The organism is Microvirga sp. 2MCAF38 (assembly GCF_052115485.1).
GTDB lineage: Bacteria > Pseudomonadota > Alphaproteobacteria > Rhizobiales > Beijerinckiaceae > Microvirga.
The window spans coordinates 73,935-89,574 of record NZ_JBFRGU010000002.1 but is presented as its reverse complement, the minus strand read 5'-3'; the positions used below and the strand labels follow the sequence as shown (position 1 = coordinate 89,574).

The window sequence follows — 15,640 nt, the reverse complement described above, 5'->3', positions numbered from 1 at the left end:
GAGGCAACGTCACATGCCTCCGATCCCATTGCGCAACCACGGTTTGCGCCGGCAACTCGATACGGAACCGTGCCCGGCGCGTTCGGCACATAACCAGGCACACCCAGGTTAACAGAAATGGCAGCGTTGGAGCACAAGGGTGCCCCCTAAGTTCCAGCCAGGCTCAACCTTGGAGGTAGGGGACTTGAAGGGTCCGCTCTGGATCAACCTCGGAAGAAAAACAGGGGCAGCTCCGAACTTCTGCTTTGCCCCGCAGACTAACCAATCCGCACATATTGTAAGGCGAGGCGGATCAATTGGTCATTTCAGCAAAAAACCTGAGGCAATCTCGAAAAAGAGCATATGCCGCCCCCCTACCCCTTCACCGCCGCTATCGCCTCGACGAGCGCGACCGCCTGGCGGCGCAGCTTGGGGTTTTCGATTGTCTTGAAGGCGCGCAGGATCGAGATGCTTTGCGGGGTGTCGAGCAACATCGACGGCATGGGCGCGTTCGGTCCCTCATCGTAGAAGAACGACACCGGTGCGCGCAGAACGTTTGCGATCTCTTGCAGACGGCTGGCGCTGACGCGGTTCGCGCCCAGCTCGTATTTCTGCACCTGCTGAAAGGTCAGGCCCAACGCGGCGGCCACCGCCCCCTGCGACAGGCCAACGGTCAGACGGCGCAGGCGGATGCGCTTGGCGATGCGGTAATCGGCAGGACCCGTGGCTTTGGGACGACGCGCTTTGCTCATTCAAAAAACTCCCCCTTGTGGCGGTGGCGACCACCAGCGGCGCTGGTGGTCGGGGAGTTAAGAAACCGCCAAGAGACGGCCGCGATGACCTTTAGGCTTTCGCCCTGGACATGCGCCATCGCCTCCCCGGCCATAGGCTGGGAAGGCATCGTTAGCGGCCGATGCCGGCCGCTCTTGGAGGGGTTCTTACGCCCCAGAACCGGCTACGGCCGGCTCCGGCTACGAGATAACACGCGAAGGGGGGAAAGGGTCAATGGTGGTGTGTAAGGGCTAACCGATCATTCCTAGAGCAACGCACAAAGCGGAGGTTTGAATGTCTTGGCGTCATCTACGGCGAATACCGACCGAGAGGTCGGCAAGGTTTCCTGTCACTACACAACTTACTGAGTCATTCGGATATCAACAGCCACCGGGCCTTTGCGGTTAAATCGAACGCGGAATTTTACATTGTCTCCCGCAGACACAAGCTCAAAATCACCATCAACAATTGATGACTTATGGGCAAATATTTCCCTAGGATAAGACCCTAATCGAATAAAGAGTATGTGGCCCTTCACGCTCTGAACATAGCCCGTCTTCTCACCTATCCGTTCTGTGAAAATATTGTCTCTTTTGGCCACAATCGGCCGAAAGGCTTCCGGGGCGTTTTTGTCGATATAAATAAATTCCTCGTTCGACTTGCTCATCTCACCGCGAGAGAACAAAAACTGGGCCAACTCAAATCGAGCTTCAAAATTCCCGTCCCCTGTTGAAAAGCCTTTGCGCAGATGACCCTCGACAAAATCATCGTTCTTGGTGCCATCTTCGAGATACAGCTTTGCCAGCTCGGAATGAACTCCCTTATCGTCCGGTGTCTTTGATAGAGCGTCGGTTAAAACCTTCAAGCTAACGTCCGGTCGACCGCGTCTACTGTAAATCCTAGCAACTCGAATTGCCACGCCAGACCCTTTGGGGGAAGAACGTAGTGCCCTTTCAAGGGCCCTTAGTGCTCGCTCCTCCTGATCAAGTTCATCTCTAAGCCTCGCTTCGATCTGAATGATATCCGCATCATCAGGAAATTGTTGAAGCGCTGACCATATTCGCGACTCTGCATCCTTCACTTTGTCTGCAAAGAATATCGCTTCATGATCAGGCGTATTATCGGTAAGCAATTGCTTGAGCTCGCTTATCTCGTCCACCAAAAGTTTACACCGACTCGAAACCGCAAACCTGTTGGTGCTAGGCAGTTCATTAAGTCTCTCGCGAGCACGTCTCCGCAGTTGATCCTTGAGCAGCAAGGATGAGGATCTATTCGCTCTAATGCGATCCACTTCGGCTTGAGTATGGATTACAGAGGTACTGTTCTCGTCCATCTCCCTTGCGTCGTTGGCCAGTTTTTCCGCAAGGTCAAGCGATCCTTGAGAGTGATGCAATTCAAATAAAGCTGCCTGCTGGTAGAGGAAGGCTCGGTTAGGAGCCACTTCGATTGCCGCTTTGAATATTTCGCGAACTGGCTCAGGTCGACTGAACGTATCGGCTAGCGCGCGCCCCTTAGTTATCTGTTCTAAAGCACGAGAATCGGACGAATAGCCGATATCAAACCCACGTATCAGTCGCGAGAACTGAGATGCTTTCTCTTCATCGCTCTGGCATGCCTGCCTAAATACCAGTTGAGCCACACGGGCGTGACGGGTTCTATAACTGAGGTCTTTACTGTATTTATCAACCTCAGTGCGAACGATGTTTTCCAGAGGAGCAAAAAACTTCTCTTGATAATCTGCAAAGGTTATTCCTGAAATGCGCGATATCGTTCCTGCTCGAGCGCTTACTGCAAACTGATGCATCGTTGCAATATCGAGGTAGAGCTGTCGGGCCTGCTCAGGATTGATGCGTTGATGTTCGAGCATTAGCACTTCTTCAAACGGCCTGCCTTGAGTCAACTGATGAAGCGCGACCAAAAGTTGCCGTTCTGCTACGTTCTCAAACTGACGAACACGTTCCTCGCGTGTCTCCGAAGCAAGTAGGCCCAGACAAGAATGCTTTTCCAGAAGATCAAGTAGCCCATTAATTTCCTTAAGGGACAGGTAGCGCACCCTTAGCTCTGATCCAGGAAGCTCGTCCTCAAGCTCCTTACAGTAGGTGTTCCAATCTGCGTCGCGCTCGGCCCCCACAACGACGAGAGGAAGCTTATCCGCCTTCGCTTTCCGCATTAACTTGATCAAACCTTCAGCGTGGAGCGCTACCTCATCGACAAATAGATAAATTGTCCTATTAGTCAGTTCGAATAGCTCCACAAAAACCTCAGGTCGCAAGGTGCCCCCTGAGTTGAGCCAAAGAACAAGCGCCCCAGAAGCTACCGCCGCTTCGTATGCGGTACGTTTGAGGGCGATGGTTTTACCTGATCCAGCAGGTCCTCTAACAGTTATTAAAATTGGACCATTCGGATTCTCATTCTCAAGCAAAGCTTCGAAAAGAATATCATCTTCGACCTGTCGCCGAACATCGTATTTTTGGATTATCCCGCCCCAGCCAGTATCGTAGCCGGAATAAAATTGCTGCGCGGTTTGCACCTCGAAAGGCATTTCGGCGTGCACTAAGGTCAGATCGTCTGTCAGAGAGCGGCTAGCCACCTCCGACTCAAGGATGTGCGACCGAAAGAAACGCCTAATTGGGACGTTCGCGATATCGGCAGGCTGGCTGAGGCGGCGAAATAATGGTGGAATAACTTCATCCAACGTGGAGATGAAATCGCCAAAATAGGCCTTGATGATTTCGAGGTTTTTGGTCGCCCAAAAATCAACGTCCTCGCTTTCAGCGTTTGGCGTGACCATGTACCAGCGCGGTCGCTTCCCAATGCCGAGGCTATAAATCAATTCTCGGATGTGCGAGTCGTCGAGCCGGTAGCCTACAAACACAAATGTATGTTCGTACGCCATATCCTGAAGGCGCGAGAACAGTCGGGTGCGATTTTTTGAATAAGTATTGTAGACTTCACGAGATAGCACTGGTGGTATTTGGCTATCGTGGATGTGATTTAAGCATCCATGCAATTTTAGATAGGGGACTGGATTGCTGAACGCTCGCAATCTTTCATCTATTGGCTCATCATCCTTTACTAGCGGAACAAGCTGCTGAACCGAACTGGAGACGACCTTGTAGGCGTTCTCTACAATTAGATCATAATTCGTTGTCGCTATTGCCCTCCAATTGAAGGTTGGAAGTAGCTTATGGGCATCTTTCGGCTCAAAGTCGACAAATGCCTTACGGACTTCTTCGTATACCTGCGCGGCGGAACCGTTGGCTATTGCCATTTCCGCAACAGCCATGACATCGCGATTCTTCATTTCCTTTCCAAAGAACCGTTGTGCTAAAATGTCTCTTAGCTGGTTCGCATCAGGCGGCGTTTCGCCTTTTTTATTATTTGCTTCTTTTGACGCCCCCGCGCCTAGGAAAAGAACGCACCGCTGGGCTTTAACGGCCTCAATCAGTAGCGGCGGAATATTTGGTTTAGCTCGTTTAGCTGTCACAATTCCCCCGAACATTTAGCGACGGTTGTCGAGACCGCCTAAAATCTCGGGAGATAATTTATGGGATTTTAAGCCGGTGTCATCTAGGCTTCTTCCCAATTCAGCACCGCTGCTTGGTTTACCAGCAAAATCAACAACCGCTACGCATTTTCCGCTCCTTCTAGCCTTTCGTTTGCATGGGGACAGAGATTGTTCTCTATTTGTTCTTGACAATTATCCCAATCTGGGCCATCTTCCTCCTGTCCCAACCCACCGAGGGGCGCGTTCGCGAGGCGTCGTGATTGTGGGGTTGGGCACGGTCTCGCGGGCGAGGTGACGCAGCCTTGTTCGGCGGGAGGCCCAGGCTGTGGCTGGAGACGTCGGGATGGGTCGTGCGCCGCCTGCCGCGAGGCAGAATCCGCGTACGGCAGTCGCCGGGCTCACGTCCGCCTGTCCGCCTAAAAAAGCCGTGCGCGAGGCGCCTCCCGGCTCCAAGCATATAACCATCAGAGATCGAGCCGGGCCGTGCATCGCGCCATCCTCGCCCACTCTCGTGACAGGCTCCCGGCCTTTTCAGGCCCGGAGCCCGCAGGCGCTCGCCATTTTTCAAACCATTCCATTTCAGACGAAACGATTGCCGGAGGTTTCATGAGCCACGTTCAGGCCACTCTCTCCAAACTGCCCGATTGCGACGACACCTTGCGGCGGCTGGCCGACATCCTGCGGGTGCCCTCCACCTGCCGCAAGCGCGCCTGCCGCATCGAGGGGACTTGCCAGGGCGGCTACGGACCGCCCTGTTTCTTCGCGCGCCGGGACTTCTTCTCCGACGCCCTGCGCGAGAACATGCCCGCTTATCGCGAGCATTGGGACGAGCAGCGCAAGATCGTCCGGGCGGCCCTGCAGCGATGACGCCTGTCGGATCATCCGCAGTCGCGTACAGGTTTTCGTCATCCCGGGGCCGCAAAGCGGAACCCGGGATCGCGAGACGGGGAAGCGCCATGCCGGTCATGCGATCCCGGATCGCCGATGGCGTCCGGAATGACGCCAGGGCTTCCCTCCCCGCCTCATCCTGAGGATGCCGCGTAGTGACCGTCTCGAAGGAGGGTCCAGCGCACCCTGGAGACGCCGCCCTTCGAGACGGCGCTAGCGCGCCTCCTCAGGGTGAGGCCGTGTATAGGCCCGTCATCGCAGCGGCGTTCGGGACCGATTCTGCACTGCTTGTGCCGTTATGTCGCGACCAGCCAGCGCCAATTGATCTCCGCATCCCCTGCAATTGTACCGGCAGCCGTCAGGCCACAAGAGTGAAACAATTTGTTTTTGTTACGTAATAATGTATATCTCAAACATCCATTGCTTTGACCTGCGGATGTTCCATGGCCAACATCATTTATGATGCCTCCAACCCTCTCCCCGTCAGTGGCACGGTCGCCAGGCTCGAACTGGCGACGAGCGGCACGACACTGATCGATCTCGAGGTCTCCAGCACCACCCTGACCGCCATCCAAGCCGCAAATACGCAGCGCATTTTGATCGGCACCGGCGGGAAGGTCATCGGACAGATCTATGGCCTTCAGATGCTGGGAATCACAAATACGATCTACAATCACGGCATCATCCAATCGAATACCAGCACGGCGATCCTCTTCGCGGCAGCAGGGATGAATTCCGTCACCAACTTTGGAACGATCGAAGCCACCGGCATCGCTATCGAAGGAAACAGCGGTAACGATCGGATCACCAACTACGGCACTCTGAAAACCACCTCCATTGCGGCCGCCCCCGTTCTCATGGACCTTAAGGGCGGCAACGATCTCTATGACGGGACGTTAGGGGGTGCCACCGGCGGTATGATCAAGCTGGGAGCCGGTGACGATATCGCCTACGGAGGGGCGGGATCGGAGACATTCGCGGGCGGCGAAGGCACTGATTACATCGGCGGCGGCGGCGGCAGCGATACAGTGGATTATGCAGAAGCCACAAGCAGTGTGACCGTCGATCTCAGAAAGACAACGGATCAAGTCATCGGTGGCTCGCAGGGCCTCGATACCCTCGTCGATATCGAGAATGTCATTGGAAGTGCACACAATGATGTCCTCATCGGCAGCACGAGCGACAACACTCTCCGCGGGGGCGATGGGGACGACACCCTCGAAGGAGGCCTGGGCGCAGACCGACTCGACGGCGGCATCGGCACCAACACTGCGCGCTATAGCAGCACTTCCGCTGCCAAGATCGATCTCACGATTTCGATTGCTCAGGATACCGGCGGCTACGGCTTCGATACCTTGATCGGGATCGCCAATCTGGAAGGCGGCTCCGGTAACGACACGTTCATCGGCGATGCCGGAAAAAACCGTCTGATCGGTAATGGAGGCAACGATACGCTCAAAGGCGGTGCGGACAACGACACGCTTGAGGGCGGATCCGGGGTGGACTTCCTCGTCGGTGGTGCAGGCAACGATTCATTGGACGGAGGCTCTGGCGAGGACACAGCGGAATATGCTGGCAATAGCGCCAATTATACCTGGAGCTTGAAAGCGGACGGCAGCTACACGATCACCGACAACACGGGCCAGGACGGCATCGATGTCCTCAAGGACATCCGCATCCTGAAATTCGCCGACAAGAACATCGCGCTCACCAATGCTACGCCGTCGGCTATCTTCCTCTCGATTTCGAGCCTCTCCGAAGCGGCCGCGCCGGGCAAGATTGCGGATATCTACGGCTCTGATGCCGATGGTGATACACTCACCTACACTCTCACAGACAGCGCCGGTGGCCTATTTGCCATCAACGGCAGCGGGCTCATTCTCACACGTCCGCTCGATTACGAGGTGGCGAAGCAGCACATCATCTCCATCAAGGCCACGGACCCCTACGGCCTCGAATTTACCAAGGCGATCACGCTCAGCGTCCGCAATGTGATCGAGACCACCCCGCTCGTCCTCAGCGGAACCAAGGGCGTCGACACGTTGTCGGGCGAGGCCGGCAACGACCGTCTCTCGGGCCTTGCCGGCAATGACTTTCTCTATGGTAACGACGGCGCCGACACACTCATGGGTGGCGCAGGCAACGACGTCATGTTCGGTGGCATCGGTAAGGACGTGTTCATCTTCGACACCAAGCCCAACGTGAAGACGAATGTCGAGTATCTCTACGACTTCAACGTTGCAGACGACACGATCCACCTGAAGCTGTCCGCTTTCAAGGGTATCGGCAAGAAGGGTGGCCTCGCGAAATCCGCGTTCTGGACCGGCGACAGGGTGCACGATTCGAACGACCATATTATCTACAACAAGAAGACCGGCACGCTCTTCTTCGATCCCGACGGCACCGGCGAGCAGCCGGCACTGCAGATCGCGAGCCTGCCCAAGAACCTCAAGCTGACGCACAAGGACTTCCTCATCGTCTGACGATGATCTGGCGCTGCAACGACAAGGGCCGGGCATGTGCCGGCCGATTGGCTCGTGGGCATGCCGGATTTTCCGGGTAAGCCGGTGATGTTCATCAATACGTCACCGCGCGCCTCTCACGCTCAAGTGGGGCTCCGCGAAGTACTCGCCACCATGTCGGCGCGTCTCGTGCCGGACGCCGATACGCCCATCGAGCTGCGCAACAGAAGCGTCAGCGATCCTCAAATTGTCGAGGCTTTGCGGGTAGGATTGGCGGCACTCGTCCGAGTTTGCGAGCACACGCCGGTTTCCATGTGAGCCTCTCCGCCCTGTGCAGCGTCTGGCTCAACGCTTCTGGTACGGGTGGAAAATGTAGTCCTTCGCCTTCACGGCCACATGGCAGGCGTGCCCGCAATCCGAGGGGCTTGGATCGGCCGTGAACTTGTCGGCTGGGGCATCATAGTTGAACAGCGCGTAGCCCCACCCGCCGCTCTCGGGAAATCTCTTACTGTCCTTTTCCATGACGAAAGCCTGCGTGAAGACGTCCGGCACGTCCACAACGAAGGGAGCCTCCGTGCTCTTCTTCGGCTTCCACTGGAGCTTCGCGATCTTGGACCCATCCGGGAAAGGCTGGCCGTTGCCTGGAACGCCGGCCTTGTATGCCTCGATCATGGTCGGATTGGCGACAATAACCTTGAGCACTTCGTCGGTCCGCGCGGAAGAAACCACCGCCCAGTCCTCGTATCCCTTGAAGTCGGAGAACGCGATTCCGCCTGGCGATGTCAGCGAATATTTGTCCTGCGCGTAAACAGCCGTGCCGAGGACAAGCACTGCTGTGGCCATCCCAATTGTGAACTGGCTTTTGCGCTGCATAGCTGATCCTCTCGAAATGATCGTGGACGAGATTATTGGCCCGGCAATTCGAACGGGTCCCGCACGACAACTCAGGAAAATAGGATGATCTCGCGCTGTCGCCGCTAGCCTCTCGCGGTACGCCAAAGGAGGTGGCGAGCACTCAGGGACGACTCCGCATTGCGGCAGATTTCACGTAAGGTCTTCGCTGTCTCCACATCACGAACCGAGAAAATACCGAATGAGCGTCCCTCCGGATGATCCTCTCTACCGCGACGCGCAGTTAGCCCAGTTCTATGATGCGGCGAACAAATGGGGCGTCGACTTCGATTACTGCATGGCTCTTGCGGCCGATGCCGGCTCCGTTCTCGATCTCGGATGCGGCACTGGTGAGTTGGCAAGCGTGCTGGCTGAGAGCCGAAAGGTGGTCGGCGTCGATCCTGCAGCGGCAATGCTGGACATCGCACGGGCGCGGCCCGCAGGCGACAAGGCCATCTGGATCGAAGCCGATGCCCGCACGTTGCGCCTCGACGAGCGCTTCGACCTCATCGTCCTGACGGGACACGTGTTTCAGGTCTTTCTCACGGAGGAAGATCAACGCGCCGTGCTCTCGACCATCGCGGTGCATCTCAATCCAAGCGGGCGCTTCATCTTCGACAGCCGCAACCCGGCTCTCAGAACATGGGAGAACCGGAACCGGCACAACAGCCTGAATCGGCTCGATCATCCCCAGCTCGGCGCCATCGAGACCTGGAACGAACCTTCCTTCGATGAGGCCACCAGCATCCTGACCTATGAGAATGGCTTTCGCGTCCTCGCGACAGGCGAAGCGTTCTCGGGATCGGCGCAGATCCGCTACACACCGCAAACGGAGCTCGCGGCCCTGATCGAGGATGCCGGGCTTGTCGTCGAACAATGGCTCGGTGATTGGGGCGCGAGCCCTTATCATCCAGCGGCCAAGGAGATTATCCCGATAGGTCGGCTTGCAAGAAGCTGATGCGCCTCTAGGCTCTCGCCCCTGGATGAAACACCCGTGATGGCCGCACTTGTTGCGGCCATCCATGTCTTTTTGGCGCGGCGTTAAGTCCGGGGGCGATGCTCCCAAACGCCCCAGGCGGCGATCTGGATCTCTCCGGAGGTTTTGGCTAATGCGTTGTCCCGGCTCATCCAGATCCAGGCGCCCCAGGCGATGCCCGCGAGCAGGATAGCGATCATCGCGACCGCGATTGCTATCTTGCCGAACTGGGAAGCCTCCGTCACGTAGAGCGAGGCATAGACCATCGCGATCATGAACGAAACGAAGCCGAGGACGAACGCCAATTCCCAGAGCGGTTGCAAAATACCGACCCAGAATGGCCCGAATGACCATCCGAGTGCGTAGCGCAAGGCCAAGCACGCCAAAAGCATCGCTCCAGCGCAATAGAGCCATCTCCAGGCGACCTGCTTTAGCCTTTGCTTATCCGCCGTGGAGACGAGCAGACTCAGCGCGATCGCGATGGCTGCGCCGATGGCGATCGCAAGGGCTTCCGCGTCACTGCTCCATTCGGGATCCGTCAGCTTGGTCTTCACGAAAAGGTCGGCCCAACTCGTGACCAAGGCGATCGCGGGGCTCGGAACGGCGGCTGAAAGAGACTTGATGCCGCTCAAGCGAACCTCCTACTTTGGGACGTTCGGCGTGACGTAGACCGGGAAGGTGATCGAGGCGACGGAAACCCCGTTGATGTCCAGCACTTCCAGAGAAGTGTAGATCAGCCTGGGCTGCGCGGCCTGCGCCGTGAAAGCGATCGCATCCTTCTCCCGTAGCTTGATGGGTTCGGGATACTTTTTACCAAATGCCTCGGTGAGCGAACTGGCACCTGCGTTGAAGGCGGGCCGCATCCGCACGCCTTCAACGGAGCCATTGCTGTTGCCGACCCGACTGACGGAATAAGTGAGCCTGCTCGTAAAGGTGTTTTCCGAGACATCTACGACGGTCGCCTCGCCGCTGAGTTCGAGCATCGTCTCCTTCGGCCGCTTCGCGTCGGACGGGAAGAACACTTTGATCTGCTGGATGATCTCTTGAATGCGCTCCACCACGCTGGGCTTGGTGCCTGCGACGGTTGCGCGACATCCGTTCCTCTTTTCCAGCGCGGCCTCCTCCAGATCGAGGTCATTGCCGAGATAGAGAGCGCTCACCGTGTCACTGCGGTTTCCATACTTGAGGCATGTATCCATGGGAACCGGAGCGTCGGTGATCTGGAGGCGAGGCCCACTATCGATCATTCCACCGGGAACGACCCAGCCCTGAACCCTCGGAATCAGCCAATGAACGTAAAGCCAGTCGTCGGGATTTTTATTGCTGATGCAGGAGACGATGGCCGACTTGTACTGGCCCGCCGTCACCCCCTCCACCCGCGAGTTCGTCCCGAAGTCGAACGGATACATGGGATGAGGCTGTTCGCTCGGCCCAGGGCACGCGATGGGCGCGGCACTGCCGCTTCCTGCCGAGAAAAGCAGAAGCGATAGAACAGCCGAGAGCGAGATGAAATATGAGGACGGAAAGGATGCCGACATTGCAGCCTCCGCATAACATTACGGATGCTAAGACATTTCGAGGCTGTTGTCGATTGATCCGCATAGATCTTAAGGGCTAGTCGGCGTCGACAACCATCTGATTTGCTTCACTGTTTTGATCTTGCCGCCCTGAGAGAGCGTCTTGGAATGATGCACTTTCCGCTCTTAGCGTCATTCCGGGCTCGCTTGCGGCGCTCCGGAATGAGTGTGCCGAAAAGGCTTGCCTATTCACGAGGCGGCTTTGCCTCGCTACAAGTCTGTTATCTCCCTTCGCAATCTGGATCATGACCCATGGCCGCCAGCGTTACTGACCGTTTCCTCCGTTACGTCGTCATCGACACCCAATCCGACGCCAAATCGTCGACACAGCCTTCGACAGAGAAGCAGAAGAATCTCGGTCGCCTGCTGGTCGAGGAACTGCTCGAGATCGGCATCGCCGACGCGCATCTCGACGAGCACGGCTACGTCTATGCGACCATTCCCTCGAACAGTCCCAAGAACAACGTTCCTGTCATCTGCTTCTGCTCCCACATGGATACGGCGCCGGACTTCAGCGGCACGAACGTCAAGCCGCAGATCGTCAGGAACTACCAGGGTGGGGACATTCGCCTCACGGGCGATTCCAACCAGGTCATTCGGGTTGCAGACCATCCGGTGCTGAAGGACCAGATCGGCAACGACATCGTCACCTCGGACGGCACGACGCTGCTCGGCGCCGACGACAAGGCCGGCATCGCCGAGATCGTGGCGGCGGCCGAGTTCCTGATCAAGAACCCGGACATCAAGCACGGCGCGATCCGCATCCTCTTCACCACCGACGAGGAGATCGGCCGCGGCGTCGACAAAGTCGACATCAAGAAACTCGGCGCTGATTTCGGCTATACGATGGACGGCGAGACGGCCGGCACGATCGAGGACGAGACCTTCTCCGCCGATGCGGCGGAGATCGCCATCAAGGGCGTGGCGATGCATCCGGGTTTCGCATACGGCAAAATGGAAAATGCCATCAGGATCGCCGGCGCCATCATCGACCGCCTGCCTAAGGACATGGCGCCCGAGACGACGAAGGGCCGCGACGGCTTCATCCATCCGACCGGCATTTCCGGCGTGATGGAGAAGGCGAATCTCAGCTTCATCATCCGCGACTTCACGGAGGACGGCCTGAAGCACAAGGAGGTCTTGCTGGAGAAGATCACCAAGGAAGTGATGGGAGGCTACCCGGGGTCCAGCTACACCTTCACGGTCAAGGAACAGTATCGCAACATGAAGGTCGTTCTCGACCGGCATCCGGAGATCGTAGACTATGCGGTGGAGGCGATCCGCCGGGCTGGCATGACGCCCGTGCGCGGCAGCATTCGTGGCGGCACGGACGGCTCGCGCCTCTCCTTCATGGGGCTACCCTGCGCCAATATCTTTGCCGGCGGCCACGCCTTCCATTCCCCGCTGGAATTCGTCAGCAGCCAGGACATGGAAAAGGCCGTGAAGACCATCGTCGAACTCGCCAAGCTCTGGGAGGAGCGCGCTTGAAGCGCCTCCGCGACATGAACAGGGCAATCTCAGTTTTGACGGTAGCGGAGAGCCGACGCGCCTCGCCTTAAAACGGGTTCTTAGAACGTGTAGCCGACGCGCAATCCGACATTGGTGAGGCCGCGATTGTTCGAGCATAGTCCGGCGTTGGAGAGATGCTCGACGATAGCCATCACACTCCAATTCTGCGCGAAGCGGAAACCGATCGCGCCCGACTCTCGAAACAGCGCCGAGCAACCGAGGGCGTCCCGATGCGGCACCGGGTCGATTTTGCCGTTATGGAATGCCCCGCCGAAACTTCCTTCGATGAAGATCTCCGGCGTGATGTCGAACGTCCACGTCAATCCGGCATAGCCGAAGCTTGTCTGCCCGTTGAAATTGAGGCTGCCGCCCACGTGAAAGCGCGGGATGAGCATATTGAGGATCGGATCTGCCGCGATAAAGGGGCGCCCCGATAAGATCTCTCCGCTCAGGTTGGCCGATCCGCTCTCCTGCCCGCCTGGATCATGAGCTGTCACGCCGAGCCGGACTTCGGAGAGGAATGAAGGGGGTGCGGGCGGCGGCGCTACGAATATCGGCACGGCAGCTTGCGGCGGAGGGACAAGATCGGCGGCATGGGCACCTGCCGCGATCGCGACCACGGCCACAATCATAGCGAGGACACGACGCATAAAGCTCCCTCCGTTTAAGCGTAGCTATGAACCTAGTTTCGCAAACGACTTCTGGTAGAGCCTTATAGGAAAAAGATGAAAAAAGCTTTTCACAGGTTGTATTCCTGCGGGCATCGGCGCAGGGACACATTTTGCGGACGTTGGTAGCGCGAACATAAGGTCCAAGCAGATCGCTGAGATGTAGCGATGTTCCGAGAGAGGGCTGTCAATATGTCATCCCCCTAGCCGCTTGCCAGGAGCGTGCGGCCAGGCTTAGGCACAATGAGACAAAATAATATCCAGTCACGGGGGAGTTTAAGTGAAGCGAGTCTCATCCAGTTTCGTGCGGCGAATACTGTCATTTACCGGAAGTAATTCCTTCATGACCGTCATCATCCCTTTGACTGTCCTGATGGTCGTGATCGCAACATTTGTCGGTGAGCGGGGTGCAATCGATTACCTCGGCCAGCGATCCGCTTCCTTGCAGATGGATCTCGTAAAGCCCTTGAACTATGGCGATCTCGATGCCGTCCAAATCTTCGCTCTGGTTCTGATCGCGTCCGCCGCCGCGGTGTTTCCTGCCGCGCGCTTCTACCAGTTCCTCACAACGACTTTGAGAAACTCCTCGGAAGGTCGGTAGGCTGACATTCGGTTGGGCTGCTCGGCTGGTCCGCCCATTCTTGATCAATGTCCATCCGAGGCTTCTGGGTGAAGGCGTTGTGATGATCGCCCTCGCCCATCCAGACCCCGGATGGACAAACTTCATAGCATCGATACCTAGTCGCTCGAGTGGTTGGCGTTCGCCCGCTTGACCTGCTTGAGAATGCCACTGAGGTTGTAGCTCTCGGGAACTTGCAACGGTGGGAATTTGGTTTGGCTCCGCACTTATGCGAAAAGTGGCCTGAGAAATGCGCTCTCCGACTATGTTCTGGCAGAATTTACGCCGGAAAAGATTGCGGCAAGCATAAGCAATGAAAAGCAGGTTCTCATCGTCTATGAGGAGAACGTACATCTCCTTGGATACCTGAGACTAGCGTTGGACTCGCCCTGCCCCAACGATCCGGCGACACGAGTAGAAATTGTCAGGCTCTATGTCCAAGAGCATTTTATTGGTCGTGGCATAGGCAGTGCTTTGCTGAAAAACGCACTGACCTATTGCGACAAGAACGGAAGCACAGGCGTCTGGCTCGCAGTCAATCACGAAAACACGCACGCCCTGCGCTTCTATGAGCAACATCGCTTCCTACGGAGCGGCTCGACATTTTTTCACCTAGAGAATGAACGGCATGAAAATTTCATTCTCTACAAGCCGATATCTTTGTCCGCTTCAGCAAATCCGCTGATCTCTCCCTCTTGAAGATGGCGCTGAAAAAAGGAAAAGGCCGCCAATGCTGGCGGCCTTCCCATTTTTTTTGACGATGAGCCTTCTGTAATGACACTAGCGAGGGCTGAGTCTCGCTGCAGCCCCATTGTCGCCGCTGGGGACCCCTCAATAGGCCGAATCGACGATCACTTCTTCACCGAAAGATCCATTCTTCGGCATCGGCTTGTAGGTCGAGTTCGGCGAGCGCAGGACGCGGATCGGGCGAGCGCCGACTTCGATGGCAGAGCGCATGTCGCCGTCCGCATCGCCGTAATAGATTTTCAGCTTGTGCTCTTTCATGAAGGAAGTCTTGGTCTCGCTCCCATCCGTGAAAACCACCGGATTGATATTCTTGATGGCGAAAGTTTTTTCCAGGATCGGCGTGATTTGCTCGTTTTCCGTTTTGGTGCGGCCGGTAATGAAAAAGATCGTGTCGCCGCGCGTCTGATGCAGGCTGATCAGCTTGCGCGCGACTTCCTTCGGAATCGAATATCGGTCGCAACCACCGTTAGCTTCCTTCCAGAATTCAATGTTCTTCAGATAGTCCTCGCTGCCAGGTGAGTACTTCTGCTGGCCGTAGTAGAAGCACGCGCTCGAAAACAAAACCGTGTCGTCGATATCGAAACCGACAACCATGGAGGGCTGCCCCTCGAGGCTCGCCGCGATCTGATCGATGGAGACCCAATGCACCGGAGCCGTGCGCATCAATTGATCGGTGGTCACTCCGGGATTGAGATTGGACGGTGCAGCGCCGGCCACACCTACGAAAAACGATCCCGCGATCAAAGCGGCGGTGAGGATAGATGATTTCATGGAGTTCTCTCGAGCTGGTGCCGGGGGGCAAACCCCGATTTGGTGAGCCGGCTCATCGTAATTCACCCTGTGCCTTAAGCAAGATCGGAAGTTGCTGTCTGAGCATAAACAGAAGCCTCTCCCTCCCCTGCGAAATTCGGAGCCGTGACGACCCGCATATGCAACGTTCCCACGGCGCATGACGGGCTGATGGCGCAGGTGAGAGCAACGGCTGCGCGATGCAGGTGGCCGAGCTAATCTGCCTGCTCCCCAAATATCCACGACGGGGCCAGCT

General features: G+C 56.8%; 14 protein-coding genes. 7 read left to right on the top strand and 7 right to left on the bottom strand.

Features of this window, described 5'->3' with window-relative positions; all coding sequences use genetic code 11:
- Positions 1-353: 353 nt before the first annotated feature.
- Complete coding sequence (locus AB4072_RS05015) at positions 354-731, bottom strand: helix-turn-helix domain-containing protein (RefSeq protein WP_441965909.1); 378 nt, start codon at positions 729-731, stop codon at positions 354-356.
- A 380-nt stretch (positions 732-1,111) separates the two neighbouring features.
- The gene (locus tag AB4072_RS05010; protein ID WP_441965907.1) at positions 1,112-4,237 is read right to left on the bottom strand and encodes a P-loop NTPase; all 3,126 of its coding nucleotides are present in this window, start codon (positions 4,235-4,237) and stop codon (positions 1,112-1,114) included.
- A 627-nt stretch (positions 4,238-4,864) separates the two neighbouring features.
- Here AB4072_RS05010 and AB4072_RS05005 point away from each other — a divergent pair.
- From AB4072_RS05005 to AB4072_RS04995, 3 genes are all read left to right on the top strand, one after another.
- Entirely contained in the window at positions 4,865-5,125 is a 261-nt protein-coding gene (locus tag AB4072_RS05005) for a hypothetical protein (protein ID WP_441965905.1), read from the top strand.
- A 464-nt stretch (positions 5,126-5,589) separates the two neighbouring features.
- On the top strand, positions 5,590-7,629 hold the full coding sequence (locus tag AB4072_RS05000; RefSeq protein WP_441965903.1) for a hypothetical protein: 2,040 nt from the start codon (positions 5,590-5,592) through the stop codon (positions 7,627-7,629).
- Between the two features lie 36 nt (positions 7,630-7,665).
- Entirely contained in the window at positions 7,666-7,926 is a 261-nt protein-coding gene (locus tag AB4072_RS04995) for a hypothetical protein (RefSeq protein ID WP_441965901.1), read from the top strand.
- A 27-nt stretch (positions 7,927-7,953) separates the two neighbouring features.
- Here the strand turns inward: AB4072_RS04995 and AB4072_RS04990 are convergent, their stop codons facing one another.
- The gene (locus tag AB4072_RS04990) at positions 7,954-8,481 is read right to left on the bottom strand and encodes a cytochrome P460 family protein (protein WP_441965900.1); all 528 of its coding nucleotides are present in this window, start codon (positions 8,479-8,481) and stop codon (positions 7,954-7,956) included.
- 220 nt (positions 8,482-8,701) lie between these two features.
- Between AB4072_RS04990 and AB4072_RS04985 the strand changes: the two genes are divergently transcribed.
- Positions 8,702-9,457: a class I SAM-dependent DNA methyltransferase gene (locus AB4072_RS04985; protein WP_441965898.1), complete on the top strand. Its 756-nt coding sequence runs from the start codon at positions 8,702-8,704 to the stop codon at positions 9,455-9,457.
- 83 nt (positions 9,458-9,540) lie between these two features.
- On the opposite strand, the gene AB4072_RS04980 is transcribed toward AB4072_RS04985, so the two are convergent.
- A complete protein-coding gene (locus AB4072_RS04980) occupies positions 9,541-10,107 on the bottom strand; it encodes a hypothetical protein (protein ID WP_441965896.1) in 567 nt (188 codons plus the stop codon).
- Positions 10,108-10,116: 9 nt separating this feature from the next.
- Complete coding sequence (locus tag AB4072_RS04975) at positions 10,117-11,013, bottom strand: hypothetical protein (RefSeq protein WP_441965895.1); 897 nt, start codon at positions 11,011-11,013, stop codon at positions 10,117-10,119.
- 291 nt (positions 11,014-11,304) lie between these two features.
- Between AB4072_RS04975 and pepT the strand changes: the two genes are divergently transcribed.
- Positions 11,305-12,540, top strand: coding sequence for a peptidase T (gene pepT, locus AB4072_RS04970; protein ID WP_441965894.1), 1,236 nt, complete (start codon positions 11,305-11,307; stop codon positions 12,538-12,540).
- Between the two features lie 80 nt (positions 12,541-12,620).
- Here the strand turns inward: pepT and AB4072_RS04965 are convergent, their stop codons facing one another.
- Positions 12,621-13,211 carry an acyloxyacyl hydrolase gene (locus AB4072_RS04965; protein WP_441965892.1) on the bottom strand — a complete coding sequence of 197 codons (591 nt, stop codon included), beginning with the start codon at positions 13,209-13,211 and terminating at the stop codon, positions 12,621-12,623.
- 361 nt (positions 13,212-13,572) lie between these two features.
- Between AB4072_RS04965 and AB4072_RS04960 the strand changes: the two genes are divergently transcribed.
- Both AB4072_RS04960 and AB4072_RS04955 read left to right on the top strand, forming a co-directional pair.
- The gene (locus AB4072_RS04960) at positions 13,573-13,830 is read left to right on the top strand and encodes a hypothetical protein (protein WP_441965891.1); all 258 of its coding nucleotides are present in this window, start codon (positions 13,573-13,575) and stop codon (positions 13,828-13,830) included.
- A 228-nt stretch (positions 13,831-14,058) separates the two neighbouring features.
- Entirely contained in the window at positions 14,059-14,547 is a 489-nt protein-coding gene (locus AB4072_RS04955; protein ID WP_441965889.1) for a GNAT family N-acetyltransferase, read from the top strand.
- A 132-nt stretch (positions 14,548-14,679) separates the two neighbouring features.
- Here AB4072_RS04955 and aphA read toward each other — a convergent pair whose 3' ends face one another.
- Positions 14,680-15,366 carry an acid phosphatase AphA gene (aphA, locus tag AB4072_RS04950; RefSeq protein WP_441965888.1) on the bottom strand — a complete coding sequence of 229 codons (687 nt, stop codon included), beginning with the start codon at positions 15,364-15,366 and terminating at the stop codon, positions 14,680-14,682.
- Between the last annotated feature and the right edge of the window lie 274 nt (positions 15,367-15,640).

Excerpts from the sequence above, each read along its gene's own strand:
- AB4072_RS05000 (WP_441965903.1), top strand. The coding sequence starts at position 5,590 with ATGGCCAACATCATTTATGATGCCTCCAACCCTCTCCCCGTCAGTGGC.
- AB4072_RS04990 (WP_441965900.1), bottom strand. The coding sequence starts at position 8,481 with ATGCAGCGCAAAAGCCAGTTCACAATTGGGATGGCCACAGCAGTGCTT.
- aphA (WP_441965888.1), bottom strand. The coding sequence starts at position 15,366 with ATGAAATCATCTATCCTCACCGCCGCTTTGATCGCGGGATCGTTTTTC.
- AB4072_RS04975 (WP_441965895.1), bottom strand. The coding sequence starts at position 11,013 with ATGTCGGCATCCTTTCCGTCCTCATATTTCATCTCGCTCTCGGCTGTT.
- AB4072_RS05005 (WP_441965905.1), top strand. The coding sequence starts at position 4,865 with ATGAGCCACGTTCAGGCCACTCTCTCCAAACTGCCCGATTGCGACGAC.
- AB4072_RS05015 (WP_441965909.1), bottom strand. The coding sequence starts at position 731 with ATGAGCAAAGCGCGTCGTCCCAAAGCCACGGGTCCTGCCGATTACCGC.
- AB4072_RS04985 (WP_441965898.1), top strand. The coding sequence starts at position 8,702 with ATGAGCGTCCCTCCGGATGATCCTCTCTACCGCGACGCGCAGTTAGCC.
- AB4072_RS04960 (WP_441965891.1), top strand. The coding sequence starts at position 13,573 with ATGACCGTCATCATCCCTTTGACTGTCCTGATGGTCGTGATCGCAACA.
- pepT (WP_441965894.1), top strand. The coding sequence starts at position 11,305 with ATGGCCGCCAGCGTTACTGACCGTTTCCTCCGTTACGTCGTCATCGAC.
- AB4072_RS04965 (WP_441965892.1), bottom strand. The coding sequence starts at position 13,211 with ATGCGTCGTGTCCTCGCTATGATTGTGGCCGTGGTCGCGATCGCGGCA.